Annotated in this window: 22 protein-coding genes; 10 read left to right on the top strand and 12 right to left on the bottom strand. The window is 73.0% G+C overall.

All coding sequences use genetic code 11. The features are described 5' to 3' along the window. Positions 1–92: 92 nt before the first annotated feature. The 3 genes from OG294_RS28955 to glnA all read right to left on the bottom strand — a co-directional run bounded on the left by OG294_RS28955 (position 93) and on the right by glnA (position 3,283). A complete protein-coding gene (locus tag OG294_RS28955; protein WP_327069486.1) occupies positions 93–254 on the bottom strand; it encodes an LPXTG cell wall anchor domain-containing protein in 162 nt (53 codons plus the stop codon). Then, positions 236–1,480 carry a non-hydrolyzing UDP-N-acetylglucosamine 2-epimerase gene (wecB, locus tag OG294_RS28950; protein ID WP_327069485.1) on the bottom strand — a complete coding sequence of 415 codons (1,245 nt, stop codon included), beginning with the start codon at positions 1,478–1,480 and terminating at the stop codon, positions 236–238. Before wecB ends, OG294_RS28955 begins: the two co-directional genes overlap by 19 nt. Before the next feature lie 441 nt (positions 1,481–1,921). After that, a complete protein-coding gene (gene glnA, locus OG294_RS28945; RefSeq protein ID WP_327069484.1) occupies positions 1,922–3,283 on the bottom strand; it encodes a type I glutamate--ammonia ligase in 1,362 nt (453 codons plus the stop codon). A gap of 222 nt (positions 3,284–3,505) precedes the next feature. Here glnA and OG294_RS28940 point away from each other — a divergent pair, with 222 nt between their 5' ends. Then, complete coding sequence (locus OG294_RS28940; RefSeq protein WP_327069483.1) at positions 3,506–5,233, top strand: NAD+ synthase; 1,728 nt, start codon at positions 3,506–3,508, stop codon at positions 5,231–5,233. A 78-nt stretch (positions 5,234–5,311) separates the two neighbouring features. Here OG294_RS28940 and OG294_RS28935 read toward each other — a convergent pair whose 3' ends face one another. The 3 genes from OG294_RS28935 to OG294_RS28925 form a co-directional block, all read right to left on the bottom strand. After that, positions 5,312–6,490 (bottom strand): endonuclease/exonuclease/phosphatase family protein, encoded by a 1,179-nt coding sequence (locus tag OG294_RS28935; protein WP_327069482.1) that lies wholly within the window; start codon positions 6,488–6,490, stop codon positions 5,312–5,314. 133 nt (positions 6,491–6,623) lie between these two features. Beyond that, complete coding sequence (locus OG294_RS28930) at positions 6,624–7,286, bottom strand: TetR/AcrR family transcriptional regulator (protein WP_327069481.1); 663 nt, start codon at positions 7,284–7,286, stop codon at positions 6,624–6,626. A gap of 23 nt (positions 7,287–7,309) precedes the next feature. Then, positions 7,310–8,929, bottom strand: a complete 1,620-nt coding sequence (locus OG294_RS28925) for a DHA2 family efflux MFS transporter permease subunit (RefSeq protein WP_327069480.1) — start codon at positions 8,927–8,929, stop codon at positions 7,310–7,312. A 304-nt stretch (positions 8,930–9,233) separates the two neighbouring features. Here OG294_RS28925 and panB point away from each other — a divergent pair, with 304 nt between their 5' ends. From panB to OG294_RS28910, 3 genes are all read left to right on the top strand, one after another. Further along, positions 9,234–10,139, top strand: a complete 906-nt coding sequence (panB, locus tag OG294_RS28920) for a 3-methyl-2-oxobutanoate hydroxymethyltransferase (RefSeq protein ID WP_327069479.1) — start codon at positions 9,234–9,236, stop codon at positions 10,137–10,139. A 170-nt stretch (positions 10,140–10,309) separates the two neighbouring features. After that, the gene (locus OG294_RS28915; protein ID WP_327071704.1) at positions 10,310–11,269 is read left to right on the top strand and encodes an ATP-binding cassette domain-containing protein; all 960 of its coding nucleotides are present in this window, start codon (positions 10,310–10,312) and stop codon (positions 11,267–11,269) included. Further along, positions 11,266–12,090: an ABC transporter permease gene (locus tag OG294_RS28910; RefSeq protein ID WP_327069478.1), complete on the top strand. Its 825-nt coding sequence runs from the start codon at positions 11,266–11,268 to the stop codon at positions 12,088–12,090. Before OG294_RS28915 ends, OG294_RS28910 begins: the two co-directional genes overlap by 4 nt. A gap of 19 nt (positions 12,091–12,109) precedes the next feature. On the opposite strand, the gene OG294_RS28905 is transcribed toward OG294_RS28910, so the two are convergent. Continuing rightward, complete coding sequence (locus OG294_RS28905; protein ID WP_327069477.1) at positions 12,110–15,484, bottom strand: AfsR/SARP family transcriptional regulator; 3,375 nt, start codon at positions 15,482–15,484, stop codon at positions 12,110–12,112. A gap of 225 nt (positions 15,485–15,709) precedes the next feature. Here OG294_RS28905 and OG294_RS28900 point away from each other — a divergent pair, with 225 nt between their 5' ends. After that, a complete protein-coding gene (locus OG294_RS28900) occupies positions 15,710–16,519 on the top strand; it encodes a site-2 protease family protein (protein WP_327069476.1) in 810 nt (269 codons plus the stop codon). Positions 16,520–16,580: 61 nt separating this feature from the next. On the opposite strand, the gene OG294_RS28895 is transcribed toward OG294_RS28900, so the two are convergent. Further along, positions 16,581–16,760: a hypothetical protein gene (locus OG294_RS28895; RefSeq protein ID WP_327069475.1), complete on the bottom strand. Its 180-nt coding sequence runs from the start codon at positions 16,758–16,760 to the stop codon at positions 16,581–16,583. A gap of 120 nt (positions 16,761–16,880) precedes the next feature. Further along, positions 16,881–17,609 (bottom strand): NADPH-dependent F420 reductase, encoded by a 729-nt coding sequence (gene npdG, locus OG294_RS28890; protein ID WP_327069474.1) that lies wholly within the window; start codon positions 17,607–17,609, stop codon positions 16,881–16,883. Between the two features lie 46 nt (positions 17,610–17,655). Here npdG and OG294_RS28885 point away from each other — a divergent pair, with 46 nt between their 5' ends. Both OG294_RS28885 and OG294_RS28880 read left to right on the top strand, forming a co-directional pair. Beyond that, complete coding sequence (locus tag OG294_RS28885; RefSeq protein ID WP_327069473.1) at positions 17,656–18,255, top strand: hypothetical protein; 600 nt, start codon at positions 17,656–17,658, stop codon at positions 18,253–18,255. Between the two features lie 87 nt (positions 18,256–18,342). Next, positions 18,343–19,665: an MFS transporter gene (locus OG294_RS28880; RefSeq protein WP_327069472.1), complete on the top strand. Its 1,323-nt coding sequence runs from the start codon at positions 18,343–18,345 to the stop codon at positions 19,663–19,665. 34 nt (positions 19,666–19,699) lie between these two features. On the opposite strand, the gene OG294_RS28875 is transcribed toward OG294_RS28880, so the two are convergent. After that, positions 19,700–19,924: a hypothetical protein gene (locus tag OG294_RS28875; protein WP_327069471.1), complete on the bottom strand. Its 225-nt coding sequence runs from the start codon at positions 19,922–19,924 to the stop codon at positions 19,700–19,702. A gap of 106 nt (positions 19,925–20,030) precedes the next feature. Here OG294_RS28875 and map point away from each other — a divergent pair, with 106 nt between their 5' ends. After that, positions 20,031–20,879 (top strand): type I methionyl aminopeptidase, encoded by an 849-nt coding sequence (map, locus tag OG294_RS28870; RefSeq protein WP_327069470.1) that lies wholly within the window; start codon positions 20,031–20,033, stop codon positions 20,877–20,879. Between the two features lie 55 nt (positions 20,880–20,934). Here map and OG294_RS28865 read toward each other — a convergent pair whose 3' ends face one another. After that, on the bottom strand, positions 20,935–21,642 hold the full coding sequence (locus OG294_RS28865) for a bifunctional DNA primase/polymerase (RefSeq protein ID WP_327069469.1): 708 nt from the start codon (positions 21,640–21,642) through the stop codon (positions 20,935–20,937). Between the two features lie 272 nt (positions 21,643–21,914). Here OG294_RS28865 and OG294_RS28860 point away from each other — a divergent pair, with 272 nt between their 5' ends. Next, positions 21,915–22,190, top strand: coding sequence for a hypothetical protein (locus OG294_RS28860; protein ID WP_327069468.1), 276 nt, complete (start codon positions 21,915–21,917; stop codon positions 22,188–22,190). 25 nt (positions 22,191–22,215) lie between these two features. On the opposite strand, the gene OG294_RS28855 is transcribed toward OG294_RS28860, so the two are convergent. Continuing rightward, positions 22,216–22,869, bottom strand: a complete 654-nt coding sequence (locus OG294_RS28855) for a PadR family transcriptional regulator (RefSeq protein WP_327069467.1) — start codon at positions 22,867–22,869, stop codon at positions 22,216–22,218. A 416-nt stretch (positions 22,870–23,285) separates the two neighbouring features. On the opposite strand from OG294_RS28855, the gene OG294_RS28850 reads away from it, so the two are divergent. Further along, complete coding sequence (locus OG294_RS28850; protein WP_327069466.1) at positions 23,286–23,696, top strand: ACT domain-containing protein; 411 nt, start codon at positions 23,286–23,288, stop codon at positions 23,694–23,696. The last annotated feature ends 8 nt before the right edge of the window (positions 23,697–23,704 follow it).

Here is a 23,704-nt window from a genome sequence, read left to right as displayed (position 1 = left end):
GCAGGGGTCCGGTCGGCCGCAGCCGCGGGGGCCGGAGCACGCCGTCACGTGCTCCGGCCCCACGGGCCAACTCGCCGACCGGGTGACCGGCCTCAGGCATTCCCGCCGCGCTGGCGCGCGGCCCGCGTCAGCAGGGCACCGCCGAGCACCATGAGCACGGCCAGCACGGTCAGCAGCAGGGTGTGGCTACCGGTGGCGGCGAGTTCGCAGGTACCGGCGGCCGCGGCGGCGCCACCTACACAGGGCTTGTACACGGACGTCCTCCAGGGAGTCGTTGGGTCGTACGGGGTTCGCCGGCGGCCGTCGCGGCCACCGCGTCTGGGGGAACCGGCAACCCGGGCGAACCGCTCGTCCGCCCGGCCGACACGGCCCGGCCACGCGCGTCGGCCAGCGCCAGGGTCAGCGCGGTGATCCGCTCGCCGGCCCGCCCGTCGCCGTACGGGGACGGCAGCGCGGCCAGCCTCGCGGCCAGCGAGGCGTCGGCGATCAGCCGACGCGCCAGCTCGCCGATCGCCGGCCCCGGGCGGAGCAGGGTGGCGAAGCCGGCCTCGACCGCCTCCGGGCGCTCCGTGCTGTTGCGCACCACGATCAGCGGCTTCTTCAGCACCGTGCACTCCTCCTGCACGCCGCCGGAGTCGGAGACCAGCAGTCGGGCCCGGCTCGCCAGGCCCAGGAAGGACGGGTGGTCGATGGGCTCGATCGCCCGCAGCGCCGCGAGCCGCTCGGCCAGGCCGTGCCGGGCGATGCACCCCCGGGTGCGCGGGTGCATCGGGAACAGCACCGGCAGTCCCAGCCCGCCGAGTTCGGTCAGGATCCGCTCCAGCCGGGCCGGGTCGTCGGTGTTCTCCGGCCGGTGGACGGTCGCCAGCACGTACTGGTCCGCCCGCACCCCGTGGCGCCGCAGCAGCGCGGCGCACTCGGCCGGCCCCGGCATCGACTCGGCGACCGCCTCGACGATGGTGTTGCCGGTGAGGTGGATGCGGCTCTCCGGCACCCCCTCCGCCCGCAGATTGGCTGCCGCCACCGTGGTCGGCGCACAGTGGGCGTCGGCCAGCACCCCGACCACCTGACGGTTGATCTCCTCGGGCATCTCCCGGTCGCGCGACCGCAGTCCGGCCTCCACGTGGACCACCGGCACCCCGTGGTAGTGCGCCGCCTGCGCCCCCGCCGAGGTGGTGTTGGTGTCGCCCTGCACCACCACGGCCGCCGGCGGCTCGGCGGTGAAGAGGTCCGACAGCGCCGAGATCATGTCGCCGATCTGACGCCCGCGCACCGCGCCGCCGATGTCGGTGAGCCGGACGTCGGGCGGCGCCAGTCGCATCGCCCGGAAGACCCCGCCGGCCATCGCCTCGTCATAGTGCTGCCCGGTGTAGACCACCCGGGCCCGGTCACCGAGACCGCGGATCACCCCGGCCAGTTTGAGGATCTCGGGCCGGGTCCCGAGCACCACCGCGACCGCCTCCGAGAGCGGACTGGACACCACCGACCGACCTCCTGGGCTCACGTGGTGCCATCCGCACCGCCCAGGAGGATTAACCGAATATCGGCCTGCCCTGCCCACCAGCCCCGAGATCCACCCTGATGGCCCGCCCCATCACCCCACCGGCGCACGAACGGACCCGCCCCAGCCGGCCAACCCTGCCAGCGGGACGGGCCCGTACGTCGCCCGCTTGCTGCGGGGCCTTCAGCGCACCTGGAGGTCAGCGGACCCGGTAGATCTGACCGGTTTGCGCGCCTGGGAGGCGCCCTGGCGGACCAGCTCCAACCGGCTCAGCGCCTTCCCCTGGCGCCGCCGTCTACCTCGCCCACCCAGCCCACCCCGTCCGTCCCCGGACGGGAGACCTCCTCGCGGTGGTCCGGGAAGTGGTGAGCGGCCAGCCGGGGCCGGTTCACCCGCCCCGGCTGACGCTCTGACCTGCGCCTACAGCACCTGCAGGTTCTTCCGCAGCTCGAAGGGGGTGACCTCGGAGCGGTACTCCTCCCACTCCTGGCGCTTGTTGCGCAGGAAGAAGTCGAAGACGTGCTCGCCCAGTGTCTCGGCGACCAGTTCGCTGCGCTGCATCAGGTCGATCGCCTCGCCGAGGTTCTGGGGCATGGGCTGGATGCCCATGGCGCGGCGTTCGGCGTCGGACAGGGCCCAGACGTCGTCGTCGGCGCCGGGCGGGAGTTCGTAGCCCTCCTCGATGCCCTTGAGGCCGGCGGCCAGGGTGACGGCGTAGGCGAGGTAGGGGTTGCAGCCGGTGTCCAGGGAGCGGACCTCGACGCGGGTGGACCCCTGCTTGCCGGGCTTGTACATCGGGACCCGGATCAGCGCCGAGCGGTTGTTGTGGCCCCAGCAGATGTACGAGGGGGCCTCGCCGCCGGCGCCCGCGGTGCGCTGGGAGCCGCCCCAGATCCGCTTGTAGGAGTTGACCCACTGGTTGGTCACGGCGGCGGTCTCGGCGGCGTGCCGCAGCAGGCCGGCGATGAAGGACCGGCCCACCTTGGAGAGCTGGAACTCGGCGCCGGACTCGTGGAAGGCGTTGCGGTCGCCCTCGAAGAGGGAGAGGTGGGTGTGCATGCCCGAGCCCGGGTGCTGGGAGAAGGGCTTGGGCATGAAGCTGGCGTGCACGCCCTGCTCCAGTGCCACCTCCTTCATCACCAGGCGGAAGGTCATGATGTTGTCGGCGGTGGAGAGCGCGTCGGCGTACCGCAGGTCGATCTCCTGCTGGCCGGGGGCGCCCTCGTGGTGCGAGAACTCCACCGAGATGCCCATCGACTCCAGCATCGTGATGGCCTGTCGGCGGAAGTCGTGGCCGACCCCGCGCGGGGTGTGGTCGAAGTAGCCCGACTGGTCGGCCGGCTCGGGCGCGGTGCCGTCCCCCGGGAGGTTCTTGAGCAGGAAGAACTCGATCTCGGGGTGGGTGTAGAAGGTGAAGCCCTGGGCGGAGGCCCGCTCCAGGGTGCGCTTCAGCACGAACCGCGGGTCGGCATAGGAGGGCGAGCCGTCGGGCATCAGGATGTCGCAGAACATCCGCGCGGTGCCGGGGACCTCCGAGCGCCAGGGCAGTATCTGGAAGGTGGTCGGGTCCGGCTTGGCGATCATGTCCGACTCGTAGACCCGGGCGAAGCCCTCGATCGCCGACCCGTCGAACCCGATCCCCTCGTCGAAGGCCTGCTCCAGCTCCGCCGGGGCCACGGCCACCGACTTGAGGAAGCCGAGCACATCGGTGAACCACAGCCGGACGAACCGGATGTCACGCTCTTCGAGCGTACGAAGCACGAACTCCTGCTGCTTGCCCATGGGGACAGTCTCACCTCTGCTCTTTACGTTCGTGTTACGCAAAGACCCCACCCACGAGCACCCCTCGGTGGGACATGCGAACGACTACTGCCCATCATTCCGGATTCCGGCGCCACTGGAGCACCGGGTGGCAGGAACAGCTCGGGAACGGGGTCCGAACGACTCGAACTGATGACGGCCCCCACCCCCCCATAGCGTCAGAACGACGATTACACTGGCCCCATGCCGAATCTCCGCCTCGCACTGGCCCAGTTCGACCCCTCCGTCGGGGACATCGCGCACAACAGCGACGAGGTGGTGCGCTGGAGCAAGCGCGCGGCCGAGCGCGGGGCGCGGTTGGTCGCCTTCCCCGAGATGGCCCTGACCGGGTACCCGGTCGAGGACCTGGCACTGCGGGCCTCCTTCGTCGAGGCCTCCCGGTCCGCCCTGGTGGAGCTGGCCGAACGGCTGGCCGCCGAGGGGCTGGGCGACCTGCCGGTGGCGCTGGGCTACCTGGGGCGGGCGCAGACGACCTCCTCGCCGCAGAACTGCGCGGCGGTGCTGCACGGCGGCAAGGTGGTGACCAGGTTCGCCAAGCACTTCCTGCCGAACTACGGCGTCTTCGACGAGTACCGCTACTTCGAGCCGGGCGACCAGCTGCCGGTGCTGCGGCTGGACGGCGTGGACGTGGCGCTGGCGATCTGCGAGGACATCTGGCAGGAGGGCGGCCGGGTGGCCGCCGCGGGCCAGGCCGGGGCGGGGCTGCTGCTGGTGCTCAACGGCTCGCCGTACGAGCGCAACAAGGACGACGTGCGGCTCGAACTGGTCCAGCGCCGGGCCGCCGAGGCGGGCTGCACGCTGGCCTACCTGAACATGGTCGGCGGCCAGGACGAGCTGGTCTTCGACGGCGACTCGCTGGTGGTGGACGCGGCCGGCCGGGTGCTGGCGCGGGCACCGCAGTTCGAGGAGAGCCTGCTGGTGGTGGACCTGGAGCTGCCCGGGGCCAGCGTCACCGCGGCGGACGGCGAGCGGTTCAGCGACGGGCTGCGGCTGGTCCGCACCGACCTGGGCGGCCAGGTGCAGCCGCGGCCGGCGCAGCCGGAGGGCGAGATCGTCCCCGGACTCACCGACGAGGCGGAGATCTACGCCGCGCTGGTCACCGGCACCCGGGCGTACGTGCGCAAGAACGGCTTCAAGTCGGTGCTGATCGGCCTCTCCGGCGGGATCGACTCGGCACTGGTGGCGGCGATCGCGGTGGACGCGATCGGCGCCGAGAACGTGCACTGCGTGTCGATGCCGAGCCAGTACTCCTCGCAGCACTCCAGGGACGACGCGGCCGAACTGGCCCGGCGCACGGGGCTGCACTTCAGGACCGTCTCGATCGCGCCGATGTTCGACGCCTACATGGGCTCGCTCGGGCTCACCGGACTGGCCGAGGAGAACCTGCAGTCCCGGCTGCGCGGCACGCTGCTGATGGCGATCTCCAACCAGGAGGGCCACATCGTGCTGGCCCCGGGCAACAAGAGCGAGCTGGCGGTCGGCTACTCCACGCTCTACGGCGACTCGGTGGGCGCCTTCGGCCCGATCAAGGACGTCTACAAGACGCTGATCTTCCAGCTGGCCCGGTGGCGCAACCAGGCGGCGGTGGAGCGCGGCGAGGTGCCGCCGATCCCGGAGAACACCATCAGCAAGCCGCCGAGCGCCGAGCTGCGCCCGGACCAGGTGGACAGCGACTCGCTGCCCGACTACGACCTGCTGGACTCGATCCTGGACGCCTACGTCGAGGGCGACCAGGGGCGCGACGCGATCGTGGCGCTCGGCTTCGAGGCGGCCGTGGTGGACCGGGTGGTGCGGCTGGTGGACACCGCCGAGTACAAGCGGCGGCAGTACCCGCCGGGCACCAAGATCTCGCCCAAGGGCTTCGGGCGGGACCGCCGGCTGCCGATCACCAACGGCTGGCGCCGGGGCTGAGGACGGCGGGTGGGCCGCCGGTGCGCAGACCGGCGGCCCACCCGGGGCGTCAGCGGTTGCAGCGGGCGGCCCGGGGCGTCAGCGGTTGTAGCGGTAGTCAGCCGCGATCGCCCGGTGGTCGCTGCCGTCGGCCGGCAGCACCCAGGAGTCGGTGGGCTTCATCCCGCGGCTCATGATCTGGTCGATCCGCGCCATCGGGAACTGCGCGGGCCAGCTGAAGCCGAAGCCGGAGCCGGCCGAGCCCTGGGCCGAGCGCAGCTGCGAGGTGACCGGGGCCAGGCTGCGGTCGTTCATGGTGCCGTTCAGGTCGCCCAGCAGCAGCACCTTGCCCAGCGGCTCGGCCTGGATCGCGTCACCCAGTGCCTGTGCGCTGACGTCGCGCTGCCCGGCCGTGAAGCCGGCGTCGAACTTGACCCGCACCGAGGGCAGGTGGGCGACGTAGACGGCGAGCGGGCCCTTGGGGGTGGCCAGCTGGGTGCGGAAGGCCCGGGTCCAGCCGATCTTGATGTCGACCACCCGGGTGCCGCTGATCGGGTACTTCGACCAGAGGCCGACCGTGCCCTCCACCGTGTGGTACGGGTACTCGGCCGCGAGCCCGCTGGTGTAGGTGGGCAGCGAAGCGCCGGTCAGCTCCTCCAGCGCGACGATCTGCGCGCCGGAGGCGTTGACCAGCCGCACGGTACCGGCCGGGTCGCGGTTGTCGGCGTCGACGTTGTGGGTGAGCACGGTGAAGCTCGAACCGTCGGCGGCGCCCGTGCCACTGCTCTTGTCGCTGAGCTGCCCGCCGAAGAGCATCGTCCACAGCACGGTCGGCAGCAGCAGCGCGATCAGCGCGACGGCCGAGCGGCGCAGCAGTGCGGCCACCAGCAGGAGCGGCACGGCCAGGCCCAGCCAGGGCAGGAAGGTCTCCAGCAGGCTGCCGAGGTTGCCGACCGAGTTGGGCAGCTCCCGGTGGAAGCCGAGCAGCACCCCGACCAGCACGGCCAGCGCCGCGATCAGCCAGCCCCGGCGCCAGGTGGTGCTGCCGCGGCGGTCGCGGCCCCACTGGAGCACCCACGGGCGCCGCCGCCCGGTGCCGGAGCCCGTCGAGCCCGACCCGGCGGGCTCGGTGCCCGCGGCGGGCTCGGTGCCGGCAGCCTCGAGGACGGGTGCGGCCTCCGAGGCGGGTGCGGCCTCGGGGACGGGTGCGGCCTCGGCGCCCGCAGCCATCGGCGCGGCGCCGTCGGCGCCAGCCCATGCCTCGCCGGCCTGCGTCATGCGGTGACCCCCTGCTGGTCTGGGTGCGTGTCCAAGCTGTCGACGGACGTATCCCGAAATATGGGATCTTCGGCTCAGCCTATGCCGTGACAGACGCACCGCAGCACATCGAGGGTTCCGCCGATCGGGCAGCTCAGGCGGCGCCGACCCGCTGAGCCGGGCCACGCAGCCCCTCCAGCAGGGAGTCCACGATGGTGGCGGCGAGCTCGGGGTCGTCCAGCGGCGAGTCGTCCCAGACCACCGCGCGCAGCAGCATCGGGCCGATCAGCATCTCGCCGAGCAGTTCGCTGTCCAGGTCGGCGCGGAACTCTCCGGCGGCCACGCCGCGCTCCACCACCCGGCGGATCTTCTCCCGGCGCTCCAGGACCACCTGGGCGTAGTAGGTCTCCTTGAGCGCGGGCATCGAGTGCATCTGGTCCAGCACCATCCGCAGCACCCAGCGGGAACGCTTGGCCAGGCCGCGCCGCCGCATGAAGTCCAGGATCACCACCAGGTCGTCCCGGGCGCTGGTGCCCGGCAGGGCCGGCTCCGGCTCCTCCAGCCGGACCAGCACGTCGACGAGCAGCGCCTCCTTGTTGGCCCAGCGGCGGTAGATGGTCGCCTTGCCCACCCCGGCGGCCTGGGCGATGCCCTCGATGGTGAGGTCCGCCAGGCTGCCGCCCTCGGTCATCAGCCGCTCCACGGCCGCGTGGATCGCCTGCTCGGCGGCCTCGGAGCGGGGCCGCCCCCGCCGCGGCGGCACGCACGGCGGCGGCGCGGCGGGGGCGGTGAGGGTGGCCTGACGGTCCGTGTCCATGGGGCCATTGTCCATCGTGATGCTCAGGCCTTGGTCGATTCGGCGGCCGGTACGGCACGCAGCGTCGGCGCATCGGCGGGGGCGGCACCGGAGCCCGGGGCCGCGACCTTGCCGGGCAGGAAGAACCAGGCCAGCAGCGCGCCGACCAGGGTGACCACGGCGGACAGGCCCGCCACCACGTGCATCGCGTGGATGAAGGAGTCGAAGGCGGGCTGGACCAGCACGCTGCCCCGGGGCCCCATGCTCCCGGCCACGCCCAGGGTGGCCTCCACCGACTCGCCCGCCTTGTCGCGCAGGGCCGGCGGCAGCAGGGTCAGCTTGTCCGCGATGCCGTCGCGGTAGCTGGTGGAGAGCACGGCACCGAGCACCGCGACGCCGAGCGAGCCGCCCACCTGGCGGAAAGTGTTGTTGAGCGCCGAGCCGGCACCGGCCTTCTCCCGCGGGAGCGAGCCCATGATCGCCACGGTCACCGGCGGCATGACGTGCGCCATGCCGGCGCCCATGACGAAACCGATCACCTCCAGCACCCAGATCGGGGTGGACTGGCCAAGCAGCAGGTAGCCGAGGAAGGCGATCGCGATCAGGGCCATGCCGCCGGCGCAGGTGGCGCGCACGCCGAGCTTGTCGACCACCAGGCGCGCCCTCGGCGCGAAGATCAGCTGGGCGCACGCCAGCGGCAGCATCAGCGCACCGGAGGCCAGCGCACTGTAGCCGCGCACGCTCTGGGTGTAGAAGACGCCGAAGAAGGAGACGCCCATCAGCGCGAAGAAGACCAGGCCGATCACCGTCACCGAGGTGGAGAAGGCCTTGTTGCGGAACCAGGTGACGTCCAGCGCCGGGTGGCTGACCCGCCGCTCGTAGACCACGAACGCGACCAGGGCGAGCACCCCGACCAGCACCGGCACCCAGGCGGCCGCGGCGGTGAAGTCGGCCAGCTCGCCGCCCTTGATGATGCCGTAGATCAGCGCCACCAGGCCGATGATCGACAGCAGCACGCCGACCGGGTCGAGCTTGCCGGGGTTGGGGTCGCGGGAGTCGGGGACCAGCAGGAACATCGCGACCAGCGCCACCGCGACGATCGGGACGTTGACCAGGAAGACCGAGCCCCACCAGAAGTGCTCGATCAGCAGACCGCCGGTGATCGGGCCGATCGCGATCGCCAGACCCACCGCGCCGGCCCAGATGCCGATGGCCTTGGGCTGCTCGTGCCGCTCGAAGACGTTCATGATGATCGCCAGCGTGGCGGGCATCACGAAGGCCCCGCCCAGGCCCATCACCGCACGGAAGCTGATCAGCTCGCCCGGGCTGGAGGCCAGCGCCGAGAGCAGCGAGCCGACGCCGAAGATCAGCATGCCGACCAGCAGGGCCTTCTTGCGCCCGAACCGGTCGCCGAGCAGGCCGGAGGTGAAGAGCAGCCCGGCGAAGACCAGGGTGTAGGAGTTGATCGCCCACTCGAGGTCGCTCTGGGAGGCGCCCAGACCCACCGGCGCCGGGGTCGCGATGGTCTTCATCGCGACGTTGAGGATCGAGTTGTCGAGGACGACCACGAGCAGCGCCAGGATCAGCGTGCCGAGGATCGCCCACCGACGGCGGTGGATGGCTTCCGGCACGCGTGGCGCGACGCCGGCTACTGCGGTGGTCATACGTCTGTCCCGTTCCGTACGGAGGTGTGCGGCGTGCTGGCGAGGTGCCGGCCGGAGCCGCCGAGCGGTAAGCGGAGACTCATCGAGACGGCAGCGTCTCGTAATCCCCCCGGCCCGACTGTACCGCCTTTTGCGATACGAGACGTACTCGTTTCGCAAATCCCTGCTGCCGGGAACCGGCGGGCCCGCCGCGCCGCCGCTGGGCCCCCGGCTCTTTGCGCCGCGCCCGGGCCGTGCAAGCATGGAGGAGATCCGGGGACGCCGTACGGCGCCACGAGACCACAACCCTTCAGGAGCCTGTTCGATGAACGCTTCTCAGCTTTCGCCTGCCCAGACGCCGACCGGCCCGGACCAGACCGGCCAGTCGCACTCCGGCCAGACGCAGCACTCCCTCTACGGCGGGGTCACCAACCGCCGGGTCACCGTCCGGGACCTGGCCGCCGCCAAGCAGCGCGGAGAGCGGTGGGCGATGCTCACCGCCTACGACGCCCTGACGGCCGGCGTCTTCGACGAGGCCGGGATCCCGGTGCTGCTGGTCGGCGACTCCGCCGGCAACTGCCACCTCGGCTACCAGACCACCGTCCCGGTCACCATGGACGAGATGGTGATGCTCAGTGCCGCCGTGGTGCGCGGCACCGAGCGCGCGCTGATCGTCGGCGACATGCCGTTCGGCTCCTACCAGGAGTCCCCCGCGCAGGGCCTGCGCAACGCCGCGCGGCTGATGAAGGAGGCCGGCGTCGGGGCGGTCAAGCTCGAAGGCGGCGAGCGCAGCGCGCACACCATCGAGCTGCTGGTCGACGCCGGCGTGCCGGTGATGGCCCACATCGGCCTGACCCCGCAGTCGGTGCACGCCCTGGGCGGCTACCCCGTACAGGGCCGGGGCGAGGAGGCGGCCCACAAGCTGCAGCGCGACGCCAAGGCCGTCCAGGAGGCCGGTGCCTTCGCGGTGGTGCTGGAGGCGGTACCGGCCGAACTGGCCGCGCACGTCACCGAGTCGCTGGCGGTGCCGACCGTCGGCATCGGTGCCGGGTCCGGCTGCGACGCCCAGGTGCTGGTGTGGACCGACATGGCCGGCATGACGGCGGGGCGGGTGCCGAAGTTCGTCAAGCAGTACGCCAACCTGCGCAGCGTGCTGGGCGATGCCGCCCGCGAGTTCGCCGCCGACGTGCTCGGTGGCAGCTTCCCGGCGCCGGAGCACACCTTCAAGTAGCGGTTTCCGTGCCCCGTCGGCCCGCTGTCGGCGTCCTGACAGCGGGCCGACAGCGGTGACAGCGGGCCGACGGCGGCGGCGGACAGTCTTGAGCCATGACACCGACCGCCACCGCCCCGAACGACCGGGGGCACCTCACCTCTCTCCCCCGCGACAGCCGGCCGAACGCCGTGGAAGCCCGCGGGATCGTCAAGCGCTTCGGCGGCCCGTCGGGGACCACCGCGCTGGACGGCGTCGACCTGACGGTCCGCCAGGGCACCGTCCTCGGCGTGCTCGGCCCCAACGGCGCCGGCAAGACCACGCTGATCCGGGTGCTGTCCACGCTCATCAAGCCGGACGCCGGCACCGCCACGGTCTGCGGGTTCGACGTGCTGCGCCAGCCCAAGCAGCTGCGCCGGACCATCGGCCTCACCGGACAGTACGCCTCGGTGGACGAGCTGCTCTCCGGCTACGAGAACCTCTACCTGATCGGCCGGCTGCTCGACCTCTCGCGCAAGGACGCCAAGGCCCGCGCGAGCGAGCTGCTGGAGCGCTTCTCGCTCACCGAGGCGGCCCGCCGCGAGGCCAAGACCTACTCCGGCGGGATGCGCCGCCGGCTCGACCTGGCCGCCAGCATGATCGGCCGCCCCCGGGTGCTTTACCTGGACGAGCCCACCACCGGACTGGACCCGCGCACCCGCAACGAGGTCTGGGCCGAGGTCCGGCGGATGGTGGCGGACGGCAGCACCGTGCTGCTCACCACCCAGTACATGGAGGAGGCCGAGCAACTGGCCACCGACCTGACCGTGATCGACCGCGGCCGGGTGATCGCCAACGGCTCGGTGGCCGGGCTCAAGGAGCAGGTCGGCGGAAAGACCCTGCGGATCCACCCCGCCCGCCCCGGTGAACTCCCCGAGATGGCCCGGAGCCTGGCCGAGGCCGGCGTCGCCGGTGCCCTCGGCCACCCGCAGCACGAGGTCCTCACCGTGCCGATCAACGACGAGGCACAGCTGACCACCGTGATCGGCGTGCTCGGCAGCCGCGGCTTCGGCATCGCGGCCATCGACACCGAGGTGCCCAGCCTGGACGAGGTCTTCCTCGCCATCACCGGTAAGCCGTCCGCCGCACACATCGAGGGGCCCCAGTCATGACCACCGCGACCATCGCACCGCCGCGCCCCGCCGAGCGGCTGGCCGCCGACGGCCGGACCACCCTGCGCGACCACCTGCGCCACATCGGCGCGCTGACCCGCCGCAACCTGATGCGGGTCAAGGCCGACCCCGAGTCGATGTTCGACGTGCTCCTGATGCCGATCGTCTTCACGCTGCTCTTCGTCTACGTCTTCGGCGGCGCGATCTTCCCTTCCCAGCAGTCCTACAAGCAGTACCTGATCCCCGGACTGCTGGGCAGCACCGGTCTCAACCTGGCCATGGCGGTGGGCACCGGCCTCAACAGCGACCTGGCGACCGGGGTGATGGACCGGTTCCGTAGCCTGCCGATCGCCCGCTCCTCGGTGCTGGTCGGCAAGATGCTGGCCGAGGCGCTGCGCGGACTGCTCTCCTTCATCATCCTGATCGGCTTCGCCCTGCTCCTCGGCCTGCACCTGCCGACCGGCGGGTTGGGCGTGCTGGAGTCGATCGGGCTCTCGATGGTCTTCGCGATGTCGCTGGTCTGGGTCTCGATGCTGCTGGGTCTGACCGCGCGCAGCCCGCAGGCCGTCCAGGGGCTCGGCATGCTGGTGATGATGCCGCTGCAGTTCGGCAGCTCGATCTTCGCGCCTACCGGCACCATGCCCGGCTGGCTGCGCGCCTTCACCCACTACAACCCGCTGTCCAACCTGGCCGATGCCAACCGCAGTCTGATCAACGGCGGTCCGTTGACCCACTCGGTGACCATGGTGCTGCTCTGGTCGGTGGGGGTGACCGCGATCACCGCGCCGCTGGCGGTGTCCCGGTTCCGCAAGCGGGTCTGACGCGCCCGCCGACGGGCCGTCAGGCCTCCTGCGCCAACGCGTCCATCAGGGCCGTGATCGCCTCCCAGGAGAGCGCACGGCCCTGTTCGGCGCACCGGTCGAACTCCGCGGCGCCCAACAACGCGGTCAGGTCCCGCTGCTGGCGCTCGCGCTCGGTCCGGTCCACGAAGGATCCCCGGACGTTGCGCCAGCCGCGGTGCACCCCGAACAGCACGGCGGCCCGCGCGGCGGTGTCCCGGTCACCGTCCCGCCCGGCCTGCGCCAGGAGGACCCCGATCACGGCCGGCAACACCTGCAGCATGCTGTGCTGCGCGAAGAGGAAGGCCTCCGAGCGCGTGCGGCGCAGCGTGCTCAGCCCCGCCCGCAACAGCCGCGCCCCCTCATCCACCTCACCGCACCGGGCCGACAACGCGGCGTCGAAGCAGTCCAGCACGCCGCCCATCAGGCCCAGCTGCGCGATGCCGGCCGAGCCCTGCCGCAGCTCGCGCAGCTCGGCCAGGGCGGCGTGCTCGTCCCCCCGCTGCATGGCCAGCGCACCGAGCAGCAGACGGCCGAAGAACAGCGCGCCGCGCTCCTCCTGGCCGCCGTGCGCGCCGGCCGCCACGCCGGTGCGGATCATCCGCTCGCCCTCGGCCTCGTCCAGTTCCAGCAGCGCCTCGCCGAGCCGGATCTGGAGCATCGGCACCTCCTGGGGACCGCCGGTCTCCTCGGCCAGCACGATCGCGCGCCGGTAGGCGTCGATCGCACCGGCCGTGTCGCCGTAGTGGCCGGCCGTCTCGGCCTGGACCCCCAGGGTCTCGGACAGCCCCCAGCCGTCGCCGAGCCGGGTGTAGATCGCGATCGCCTCCTCGCCGTCCAGCCGGGCCTGCTCCAGCCCGCCGACCAGGTCGTTGGTGAACCTGGCGCGCACCTGCAGGACCCAGGCCAGCTCGCTCTGCCGGCCGAACCGGCGGCAGCCCGCGACCACCCCCTCCAGCAGCCGCGGCATGCTCTCGAACCGCTCCGTCAGCAGGCTGGCGAAGATCCGCAGCAGCGGCGGGTGGGTGAAGGACTGCGGCAGGTCCGGGTGGTAGAGCCGGTTGATCTGCCGCACCCGCTCGAGCACATCGATCTCGTCGGCCAACTCCTCCTCGAACCTGAAGCGGGCGACCGTCTGGAAGACCCCGGCCTGCCGGCGGGCCTCGGCCAGCACCGGCTCCGGCCACGGCAGCGGGTGCTCCAGCGGCCCCTGCTCGAGCGGTTCGGGTAGCGCGGCGTCGGCGGTGAACGGGTCGGGCCCCAGCAGGCAGACCTGGTTCAGCCAGTCCGCGGCCTCGGCCTGGAAGTCGCGCAGCATCCAGAACCACGACATGGCGAGCACCAGGCTCAGCGCCTGCTGCTCGGCCCCGGTGTCCACCGCGTGGCGCAGCGCGGCCCGGACGTTGTCCTGCTCCCGCTCCAGCACGAGGAGCGCCCGCGCCTGCCGGCGACCGTGCAGGTCGAAGTAGGCGGTGCGGGCCAGTTCGCGGAAGGCGGCCAGGTGGCGCTCGGTCGCCGCGCCGGCGCCGGTCTCGGCCAGCCGCTCGGCGGCGTACTCGTGGATCGTCTCCAGCATCCGGTAGCGCGGTGGTGCCTGCGGGTCGAGACCGGCCACCAGCAGCGACTTGTCGACCAACGAGAGCAGCAGCTCGGCCACCTGCTCGGAACGCACCGACTCGCCGTCGGCGCAGACCCGTTCGGCGCTCTCGAGGGACGCGCCGCCGGCGAAGACCGACAGTCGGCTCAGCACCGCACGCTCCCGCTCGTCCAGCAGCTCCCAGCTCCAGTCCACCACCGCGCGCAGCGTCTGCTGGCGCGGCAGCAGGACCCGGCTGCCGCCGGTGAGCAGGGCGAAGCGGCTGTCCAGGCGGTCGGCGAGCTGGCGCGGCGTCAGGCCGCGCAGCCGGGCCGCGGCCAGCTCGATGGCCAGCGGCAGCCCGTCCAGGCGGCGGCAGATCTCGGCGCAGGCCACCGGGTCCTCGTTCACCGTGAAGCCGGCCCGGGCGGCCGCGCCGCGCTCGCCGAGCAGCCGCAGCGCGACCGGGTCGGGCAGCGGCTCCACCGGCAGCACCATCTCGCCGGGCACCCCGAGGGGCTCACGACTGGTCGCCACGATGCTCAGCCGCGGGCACTCAGCGAGCAGTTGGTCGGCGAGTTCGGCGGCGGCCTGGATCACGTGCTCGCAGTTGTCGAGCAGCAGCAGCATCCGGGCCGGGCCGCAGTGCTCGACGATCCGGCGCACCGGGTCGTCCGGGCGGCCCTCGGTGAGGTTCTGGTGCAGCACGGTGGCCCGCAGGCCCAGTGCGGAGAGCACCGCGCCGGGGACGGCGGACGGGCTCTCCAGCGGCGCGAGTTCGGCCTGCCAGACCCCGTCCGGCCAGTGCGCGCCCGCCTGGGCGAGGCGGCCCGCCTCCAGCGAGAGCCGGGTCTTGCCGGAGCCGCCGGGGCCGGTGAGGGTGATCAGCCGGGCCGAGCCGATCAGGGCGGCCAGCGCGTCCAGGTCCTGCTCACGGCCGACGAAGCTGGTCAGCCCGGGGCGCAGGTTCCCGGCGGCGGGGACGCCCGCACCGGGGGCGGGGGCGGGTGGCTCGGGCAGGTCGGCGGGGGCCGGGACGGGCGGCGGGCCCGGTATCCGGGGCGGCGGAGCGGCGGGCGCCTGCTGGAGCAGCTCCTGGTGGACGGCCCGCAGCTCCGCCCCCGGGTCGGCCCCCAGCTCCTCGGCCAGCGCGCGGCGCAGCCGCTCGTAGCGCTCCAGCCCCTCGGCGGTGCGCCCGAGGCGGTGCAGCGCGCGGATCCACAGCACGTGCAGCGGCTCGTCCAGCGGGTGGTCGGTGCAGAGCCCGGCCAGCTCGGCAGCCACCTCCGCGGCGTGTCCGAGCGCGAGGTCCGCGCTGATCCTGTCCCGGCGTGCCTCGGCCCGCTGGGCCTCCAGGCGCACCGCGCTGCCCGCCCGGTCCGGCAGGTCGGCCAGCACCGGGCCGCGCCACAGCGCCAGCGCGGCGCGCAGCTGCTCGGCCGCGGTCCCGGCGTCGCCGGCGGCCAGCGCACGCCGGCCTAGCGCGGCCAGCTCCTGGAACCGGCCCAGGTCGCTGTCGACCGCGGTCAGCCAGTAGCCGCTGGGCCCCGAACCCACCTCGGCGCGCCCGATGGTGCGGCGCAGCCGGCCCACCAGGGTCTGCAGCGCGGCGCCCGCGTCCTGCGGGAGCTCACCGTCCCAGACCTCGGCGACCAGGACGTCGGCCGGTACTGGGCGCCCCTGGCGCAGCACCAGCGCGGCCAGCAGCGCGCGCAACCGCGCACCGCCGAGCGCAACCGGGGTGCCGTCGTCGTGGTGGGCGGTCGTGGTGCCGAGGATGCCATAGTGCACGGGGACCATTCTGCGGCCTGTCGGGCGGCTGCCCCGCCGGATTTCCGGGCTCGCGGCGCCACCCGGGCGGTGGCGGCGGAACGGGCCCGGGCGCCGAGGCGTTCACCTGGTGGCGCTTGTCCATCGCGCGGGCCGACCGGCATGATCGATGGGACCGGGCCGACCAGCCCGCCGATCCGCCCCACCAGCCATTCGCCGAACGGCCTGGCGATCCAACGACGGAGACCCGCTTTCATGAGTTTTGCCGACACACGCCGCTCGAACAGCGAGGAGCGCCGGATCAGCCCGGTGTTCTGGGTGCTGCTGGGCATCCTGGGCACCTCGGGCTGGGCGGTCTGGACCGGCTTCGGCTCGGCGGGCTTCGGCGTCTTCCTCTTCGTGGTCGCCGGCTGGATGGTCTCGCTCTGCCTGCACGAGTACGCGCACGCCAGGACGGCGCTGCACGGCGGGGACATCACGGTCGGCGCCAAGGGCTACCTGACGCTCAACCCGTTCAAGTACGCGAACGCGCTGATGAGCTTCGTGCTGCCGGTGGTCTTCGTGGTGCTGGGCGGGATCGGTCTGCCCGGCGGCGCGGTCTACATCGAGCGGCACCGGATCCACGGGCGGCTCAAGCACAGCCTGGTCTCGGCGGCCGGCCCGCTGGTCAACCTGGCCTGCGCGGTGCTGCTGCTGGCCCCGGTGGGCGCCGGCTGGCTCGACAACCTGCCCGGCACCACGCAGGTCGGCCCGTACGAGGTGAGCGTCTTCCCGGCCGCGATGGCCTTCCTGGGCCTGCTCCAGGTGAGCGCCGCGCTGCTCAACCTGCTGCCGGTGCCGGGCCTGGACGGCTACGGGATCATCGAGCCCTGGCTCTCGCTGAAGACCCGGCGCGCGGTCGAGCCGTTCGCGCCCTACGGGCTGATGGCGGTCTTCATCGTGCTCTGGCAGTCCCAGGTGAACGTCTGGTTCTTCAACCTGGTCTACAACATCATGAGCCTGTTCGGCGTGAAGGGCGGCTACGCGGACCTCGGGCAGTACCTGTTCCGGTTCTGGTCCCACTAGGACAGGCGCTGGCTGCCGGGGAGTCCCGCCTGCGGCTCGCACCGCGGGCGGGTCAGGCCCGCTACTGGCCGGCCCGCTGGGCCAGCTTCTCCTTGCGCAGCAGGTACCAGGCGATGTTGCTGGCCACGCCCGCCAGCAGGACCCAGATCACCCCGAGCCAGTTGCCCTCCAGGAACGAGACCACCGCGGCGGCCAGCGCGAGGACGATGACGATCAGGGCGTACAGGGCGTTGCGGGGCATGGCGGTGGGCTCCAGCGGTCGGCGGTTGTCGCGCCCATTCTCCCGGAAGGCCCGGACCCGCCCCAAGCCGGGTGGGTCCGGGCCTTGCGTGTCGTCACACGAAGTCGGCCGTCAGCCGTCTCAGACGTCGGTGATCCGCAGCCCGGCGTGCGCCTTGTAACGGCGGTTGACCGAGATCAGGTTGGCCACCAGCGACTCCACCTGGTGGGCGTTGCGCAGCCGGCCCGCGAAGATGCCGCGCATGCCCGGGATCCGCTCGGCCAGCGCCTGCACCACGTCGGTGGCGGCGCGCTCGTCGCCCAGGACCAGGACGTCGGTGTCGATGCTGTCGATGGACGGGTCCTGGAGCAGCACCGCGGACAGGTGGTGGAAGGCGGCGGTGACCCGCGAGTCGGGCAGCAGCGCGGCAGCCTGCTGGGCGGCGCTGCCCTCCTCCGGGGTGAGCGCGTAGGCGCCCTGCTTGTCGAAGCCCAGCGGGTTGACGCAGTCCACCACGATCTTGCCGGCCAGGTCGCCGGCCAGGTTCGCCAGCAGCTCGCCGTGCCCCTCCCAGGGCACCGCGACGATCACGATGTCGCTCTCCCGGGCGGTCCGGGCGTTGTCCGCGCCGCGCACCCCGAGGCCGATCTCGGCCGCTGCCAGCTCGGCCCGCTCGGCGCTGCGCGAGCCGATGACCACCTGCTGGCCGGCCTTGGCCAGCCGGTAGGCCAGGCCGCGGCCCTGGTCACCGGTGCCGCCGAGGACGCCGACCACCAGCTCACTGATCTCGGGGCGCTCACGGGCGGGGGTCGGGGCCGGGGCGGGGCCGTTGGCTGAGGCGGGACCGTTCGCTGAATCGAGGGAAGTCATACCGAGGATCCTGCCAAAGCCGCGGGCCCAGCTCCATCCTGTCGCCATGGACGTGACGAGAGTGAGCGCGCTGCGCGAGGTGCTGTCCGGCTCCCCGCTGCTGGACGCGACCAGGGATTTCGCCGGCTCGCTGCGCACCGCGGTGACCAGGCGCAGCGCGCGCGGCCTGCTGCTGGTCGGCAGCACCGGCTACGAGCCGTGGCACCTGGCGGCGCACCTGGGCGAGGAGGCCGCCTGGTCCCAGGTCCCGCAACTGGCACCGACGCTGATCCGCCACCAGGTGCCGCCCGGCGCCGCCGTCCCCGCCCAGCTGCGGCACGACCTGCGGCGCCTCGCCGCGGCCGGGCGCGGCGAGACGGTGCTGGTGGTCAGCCCCGAGGCGGCCGGCGTGGGGCTGCTGGAGCGGGTGCGGGACGCGCGCCGGGGCGGGGCGACGGTGCTCGCGCTGGAGGCCGGTGACCTGGAGCTGGCCGGTCTCGCGCACGAGCGGCTGACGGTGGACAGTCCCGCGGAGCCGGGCTTCGACCTGGTGCAGCACCTGGTCAGCGCGGCTGCCGGGGAGCGGCCCCGCTCACGCCTCGGGGCGCTGGCCGGACTCTCCAGGCTGGCGCGGCAGTTCACCACGGAGCCGGTCAACCGCTGGTGAGCGGGCGCCGGCCGGCGCGCTGAGCGGCCCCGCGCAGGCCGTTAAATGCGTTGCGGCGATCCGGGGAACGCCGGAGCATGGCAGCTCGTGAGTGACGAGAACCCAGCGCGGCCGAGCCTGCTGAGCCGACTGCGCCCGGACCTGACGCCATGGCGCTCCTCACGGGACTTCCGGCTGCTCTGGGGCTCGGGCTGCGTCTCCAGCTTCGGCAGCTTCCTCACCTACGTCGCCGTTCCGCTGCAGATCAAGCAGCTGACCGACTCCTACCTCGCGGTCGGCGCCATCGGCGTGGTCGAGCTGCTGCCGCTGATCGTCTTCGGCCTGTGGGGCGGTGCACTCGCCGACGCGCTGGACCGGCGCAAGCTGGTGCTCGGCGCGGAGGCCGGGCTCGGCCTGCTGAGCGGCCTGCTGCTGCTCAACGCGCTGCTGCCGCACCCGATGCTCTGGCCGATCTACCTGGTCGCCGCGCTGGTCGCGGCGCTGGACGGACTGCAGCGCCCGGCCCTGGACACCCTGGTGCCGCGGATCGTGGCGCACGAGCAGCTGACCTCGGCCTTCGCACTGATCTCGCTTTACCGCAGCGCCAGCACCGTGCTGGGCCCGGCCCTGGCCGGTTTCATCGTCGCCTACAGCGGCCCCGGCACCGCGTACGCGCTGGACGTGCTCAGCTTCGCGGCCTCGCTGCTGCTGCTCGTGCGGATGCGCGCGGTACCGCCGCCCACCGGCGCGGTGAAGCCCTCGGTGGCCGCGGTCATGGCCGGCGTCCGGTACGCCTGGAGCCGTCCCGAGCTGCTCGGCACGTACGTGGTGGACATCGCCGCGATGCTCTTCGCCTTCCCCAACGCGATCTTCCCCTTCCTCGCCGACGACCTGCACGCGCACTGGGCGCTGGGCCTGATGTACGGCGCCTCGGCGGTCGGCTCGCTGATCGTCTCGGCCACCAGCGGCTGGGCCGGCTCGGTGCACCGGCACGGCCGGATGGTGGTGCTGGCCGCGCTCGCCTGGGGCGTGGCGATGACGGGGGCCGGGCTGACCGGCTCCGTCTGGCTGGTGCTGCTCTGCCTGGCCGCGGCCGGCGGCGCGGACATGGTCAGCGGGATGGGCCGCTCCACCCTGTGGAACCAGTCCATCCCCGACGAGCTGCGCGGGCGGCTGGCCGGGGTGGAGCTGCTGAGCTACTCGGTCGGCCCGCAGCTGGGGCAGGTCCGGGCCGGCGGCACGGCCTCGCTGGTCGGGGTGCGCGGCTCGGTCTGGATGGGCGGGCTGGCCTGCGTGCTGAGCGTGGGCGCGCTGGCGGCGGTACTGCCGAAGCTGCTCGCCTACGACGCGCGGACCGACCCGCACGTGGCGGCGGTCCGCGCGGCGCGCGAGCGGACGGTGGACCCGGCCGGGACGGTCGCCGCCGGCTAGGGCCGGTCCGGCCGGGCGGCGACCTGCGCGGCCGTCAGTCCTCGTCGTCCTTGGGGCGGTCGTGCCAGCGCGGGTCGTTCTCCCACTCCGTGTTGCGCTCGCGCGCCGTCTCCATCGCGTGGGCGGCCTCGTCCGGGGAGGCGTACGGGCCCAACCGGTCCTTCGCCGGGCACTCCGGGCCCTCCTCGACCTTCTGGTGCTTGATGCAGTAGAACCACTCGCCCGGCTTGCCGACCGTGCCTCGCTTGAACAGCGCCATCATCGCTCCTCCTGGTCAACGCCCGGGCCGTGGGCGCCCGGGCCTGCCCTCCGGTATACCCGGTTCGGGCCCGGGGCCCCGCGGACCGGGCGATAGACTCGCGGCCATGGCTCACCTCGTTCCCGGTACCCAGTCCCCCACCCGCAAGGTCCCGGCGCACATCGCCCGCCCCGAGTATGTCGGCAAGCCCTATCCGACGCCGTACACCGGGCCCGAGGTGCAGGACGCGGAGACCGTCGAGAAGATGCGGATCGCCGGCCGGATCGCCGCGCAGGCGATGGCGGCCGCCGCCGAGCTGATCGCGCCCGGGGTGACGACCGATCAGCTGGACGCGGTCGCCCACGCGTACATGTGCGACCACGGCGCCTACCCGTCCGACCTCGGCTACCGCGGCTTCCCGAAGTCGATCTGCACCTCGATCAACGAGGTGATCTGCCACGGCATCCCGGACTCGACGGTGCTGCAGGACGGCGACATCGTCAACATCGACGCCACCGCGTACATCCACGGGGTGCACGGCGACCTGAACGCCACCTACCTGTGCGGCGAGGTCGACGAGGAGTCGCGGCTGCTGGTCGAGCGGACCCGTGAGTCACTCGACCGGGCGATCAAGGCGGTCAAGCCGGGGCGCCAGATCAACGTGATCGGCCGGGTGATCGAGTCCTACGCCAAGCGCTTCGACTACGGCGTGGTGCGCGACTTCACCGGTCACGGCATCAACACCTCGTTCCACTCCGGCCTGATCATCCCGCACTACGACAGCGACCGGGCGACCCAGGTGATCAAGCCCGGGATGACCTTCACCATCGAGCCGATGCTCACCCTGGGCACCTACGACTACGAGATCTGGCCGGACGGCTGGACGGTGGTCACCAAGGACCGCAAGCGCACCGCCCAGTTCGAGCACACCCTGCTGGTCACCGCCGACGGCGCGGAGATCCTCACCCTGCCGTAGCGGTGACACCGCTCGGCGCCCCGGGGCCTGGCCCCGGGGCGCCTGGGTCGGTGAGTCAGCCGATCAGCCACTGCTCCTCGGCGACCGCGCCGACCTCGGTGCAGGCGTCGGTGAGCACGTCGAGCACCCGCAGCGGGTCCGGCAGCGGCTGCTCGGGCCCGCGCAGCCAGCGGACCTGCGAGCCGTCGGAGAGTGCGGCCGGCGGCAGCAGGGTGTAGGAGCCCCGGCAGTGCCAGCGCAGACCGGGGTGCTCGGACACGGTGTCCGGGTGGGTGTCCAGCTCGCTCGACCACCACTCGTCCTCGTCCTCGGGGGTGCCCCGGGTGGCCGTGAAGAAGAGGTAGCGCTCCTCGCCGACCGCCGCCACCGGCCCCTCCACGCCCAGCGCGGCGAGCCGCTCCAGCGCCAGGCGCCCGGCTTCGGCGGGGACGTCCAGCACGTCGTGGGCGCGGCCGGTGGCGGTGATGAAGTTGGTCTGCGGATCGCGGGAGAGCCAGCGGGAGAGCTGCTCGGGATCGGTGGTGGCCTGCGACTGCCAGGCGAAGGAGACCGGGTGCTGGGCCGGAGCCGGACAGCCGACCCGGTCGCACGAGCAGCGGTGGCCTGCCGGGTGCGCGGCCGGCGCCAGCGGGAAGCCGGCGTGGACAGCACCGAGCAGCAGATCGAGCCGGGCCGCCGGGGAGGTCGCGCTGCCCGCGGCCGACCGCTCGCGCTGGTGATCGCGCCGTGGCCACCAGGCCGTCCACCTGCTGCTGGCTTCCATCGGGCCCCTCTCGCACGGCTGCGACTGGTGTGCCACAGCGTTCGACGCTCCTACGGACGCAACGCCCGACGCCGCTCGTGACTTCCCGGGATCACCGGAGGCCGTCTGGGCGGCGATCGCCGGCCACGCCGACGCGCACCGTTCGCGGCCCGTTGCGGGCCGGCTGGCCCAGGCCGGGCCCGAGGGCGTACAGAGCAGGATAAGGGAGTTCGGAGGCGTCCCCGACCCGGGGGTGTTTGGGTCCGCAGCCCGGATGATGCGAAGCTGGCCGGATGAGGAGCGCGGATACGGAATTCATCGGCGGGCCGCTGGACGGCCGGGTACTGCCGATCTACCTGAGCCCGTTCAACGCCGTACCCAAGGTGTACAAGGTGCCGGTGCCCGCGCACGACGAGGAGCCGGCCCGGACGCTGGTCTACCTGCGGGCCAAGCGGTACAGCGCCAAGGGGCGCCCGCGCTGGGTCTACGAGTACGCACCGGAGCAGTCCGGGCAGCCGGAGCAGCCGGACGGCGCCGACCACCCCGACCTGCCGGACCGGCCGGAGTAGCCCCCGAGCCGGTCCGGACCGGCGCTCACCCCTCCTCGGCGAGGATCAGGTAGAGCTTCTTGCGGGCCTCGACCAGGACCGCGAGCCCCTTGGCCCGCTGCTCCTCGGTGCCGGTCGCCATCACCTGGCGAATCGCGTGCTCCACCGAGGAGAGCGCCTGGCCGACCTCCTGCACCGCCTCCCAGTCGACGCCGCGCCCGGCCTCCTGCCAGGGCTCCGGCGCCCCGGCCTCGGCCGCCGCGCGACCGGCCTCGGTCAGCGTGAACAGCCGCTTGCCGCCGGACTCCTGAGCCTCGATCAGCCCCTCCTCCTCCAGTAGCTGGAGGGTCGGGTAGACCGAACCCGGGCTGGGCCGCCAGGCCCCGGAGGTGCGCTCACCGATCTCGGTGATCATCTCGTAGCCGTGCATCGGCCGCTCGGTCAGCAGCGCCAGCAGCGAGGCGCGCACATCGCCGCGCCGGGCCCGCCCGCCGTGCCGCCCACCACGCCCGCGGCCGCCGTGGCCACCGCGGAACGGACCGCCGAAGGGCCCGCCGCCGAACGGACCGCCGAAGGGCCCACCGGGCCCGACCGGCGGGCCGTAGGCACCGCGCTGCTCGGCGTACTCACCGGGGATGCGGTCGAACGGGCGACCGCCGTCTCGGCGGCCCCGGCCGCCATGTGTCCTCTGTATGCGCATGATGCGCACCACCTTCCATGGATCGACCCCGGAGCGGTCACGAAGAGTCATGCCGCTCACGATGAGTCGCGATCGGATCGCGAGCCACTCTCGTACGATCTCGATGCTTCGACGATATATCGCTAACTATCGCTCGTCAACCATGCCCGAGCGCCCCCGCGGCCGGCAGGCGTCAGCGCGGCGGCCCGTACCGCTGGATCCGGCCACCACCCGGGGGCCGATGGTGATCACAGGGGAGACGTGTGCATTCCGGGTGCAGCGGGGGACCTGCGCTGCGCTGATGGCTGCTGCCCGCCCTCGCGGCGCCGGCGGCGTACAGCGCTGCCGTGCCGGACTCTCGGCAGCGATCGGATCGGCCGGGACTCGCCGTCCCGAAAAGCCCGGCCGCATCCGCGCCGCCCGCTACGGTGACCGGCATGGCCGGTGAAAAGGATCTCCAGAAGCTGCTCGCGGAACTGCGCCCGGAGTTGAACCCGGGCCGCTTCGTCTACTGCACCTTCCCCGGGCGGGTGCCGGCCGGGCTGCAGCCGGTCGTGACGGTGGCCGAGCCGGAGGGCGTGACGGTCGTGGTGGCGCAGCAGGAGGCCGAGGAGCTGGGCCTGGCGTACGACTACGTGGCGGCCTGGATCACGCTGCGCGTGCATTCCGCGCTGGAGGCGGTCGGCCTCACGGCGGCGGTCGCCGGGCGGCTGACCGAGGAGGGGATCAGCTGCAACGTGGTGGCCGGCTTCCACCACGACCACCTCTTCGTGGCCGCCGACGACGCCGACCGCGCGCTGCGCGCACTGGAGCGGCTCACCGCCGGGGCCCGCGCCCAGTACGCGTAGGGCCCGGA

Origin of the sequence: Kitasatospora sp. NBC_01302, assembly GCF_035976515.1 — a bacterium.
GTDB lineage: Bacteria > Actinomycetota > Actinomycetes > Streptomycetales > Streptomycetaceae > Kitasatospora.
This window is presented reverse-complemented; position numbering and strand designations above follow the sequence as displayed.

What these genes read in the sequence shown, in the direction of transcription:
- glnA (WP_327069484.1), bottom strand. Translation starts at nt 3,283, where the DNA reads ATGGGCAAGCAGCAGGAGTTCGTGCTTCGTACGCTCGAAGAGCGTGAC.
- OG294_RS28940 (WP_327069483.1), top strand. Translation starts at nt 3,506, where the DNA reads ATGCCGAATCTCCGCCTCGCACTGGCCCAGTTCGACCCCTCCGTCGGG.
- OG294_RS28935 (WP_327069482.1), bottom strand. Translation starts at nt 6,490, where the DNA reads ATGACGCAGGCCGGCGAGGCATGGGCTGGCGCCGACGGCGCCGCGCCG.
- OG294_RS28930 (WP_327069481.1), bottom strand. Translation starts at nt 7,286, where the DNA reads ATGGACACGGACCGTCAGGCCACCCTCACCGCCCCCGCCGCGCCGCCG.
- OG294_RS28925 (WP_327069480.1), bottom strand. Translation starts at nt 8,929, where the DNA reads ATGACCACCGCAGTAGCCGGCGTCGCGCCACGCGTGCCGGAAGCCATC.
- panB (WP_327069479.1), top strand. Translation starts at nt 9,234, where the DNA reads ATGAACGCTTCTCAGCTTTCGCCTGCCCAGACGCCGACCGGCCCGGAC.
- OG294_RS28910 (WP_327069478.1), top strand. Translation starts at nt 11,266, where the DNA reads ATGACCACCGCGACCATCGCACCGCCGCGCCCCGCCGAGCGGCTGGCC.
- OG294_RS28905 (WP_327069477.1), bottom strand. Translation starts at nt 15,484, where the DNA reads ATGGTCCCCGTGCACTATGGCATCCTCGGCACCACGACCGCCCACCAC.
- OG294_RS28900 (WP_327069476.1), top strand. Translation starts at nt 15,710, where the DNA reads ATGAGTTTTGCCGACACACGCCGCTCGAACAGCGAGGAGCGCCGGATC.
- OG294_RS28895 (WP_327069475.1), bottom strand. Translation starts at nt 16,760, where the DNA reads ATGCCCCGCAACGCCCTGTACGCCCTGATCGTCATCGTCCTCGCGCTG.
- npdG (WP_327069474.1), bottom strand. Translation starts at nt 17,609, where the DNA reads ATGACTTCCCTCGATTCAGCGAACGGTCCCGCCTCAGCCAACGGCCCC.
- OG294_RS28885 (WP_327069473.1), top strand. Translation starts at nt 17,656, where the DNA reads ATGGACGTGACGAGAGTGAGCGCGCTGCGCGAGGTGCTGTCCGGCTCC.
- OG294_RS28875 (WP_327069471.1), bottom strand. Translation starts at nt 19,924, where the DNA reads ATGGCGCTGTTCAAGCGAGGCACGGTCGGCAAGCCGGGCGAGTGGTTC.
- map (WP_327069470.1), top strand. Translation starts at nt 20,031, where the DNA reads ATGGCTCACCTCGTTCCCGGTACCCAGTCCCCCACCCGCAAGGTCCCG.
- OG294_RS28865 (WP_327069469.1), bottom strand. Translation starts at nt 21,642, where the DNA reads ATGGAAGCCAGCAGCAGGTGGACGGCCTGGTGGCCACGGCGCGATCAC.
- OG294_RS28860 (WP_327069468.1), top strand. Translation starts at nt 21,915, where the DNA reads ATGAGGAGCGCGGATACGGAATTCATCGGCGGGCCGCTGGACGGCCGG.
- OG294_RS28855 (WP_327069467.1), bottom strand. Translation starts at nt 22,869, where the DNA reads ATGCGCATACAGAGGACACATGGCGGCCGGGGCCGCCGAGACGGCGGT.
- OG294_RS28850 (WP_327069466.1), top strand. Translation starts at nt 23,286, where the DNA reads ATGGCCGGTGAAAAGGATCTCCAGAAGCTGCTCGCGGAACTGCGCCCG.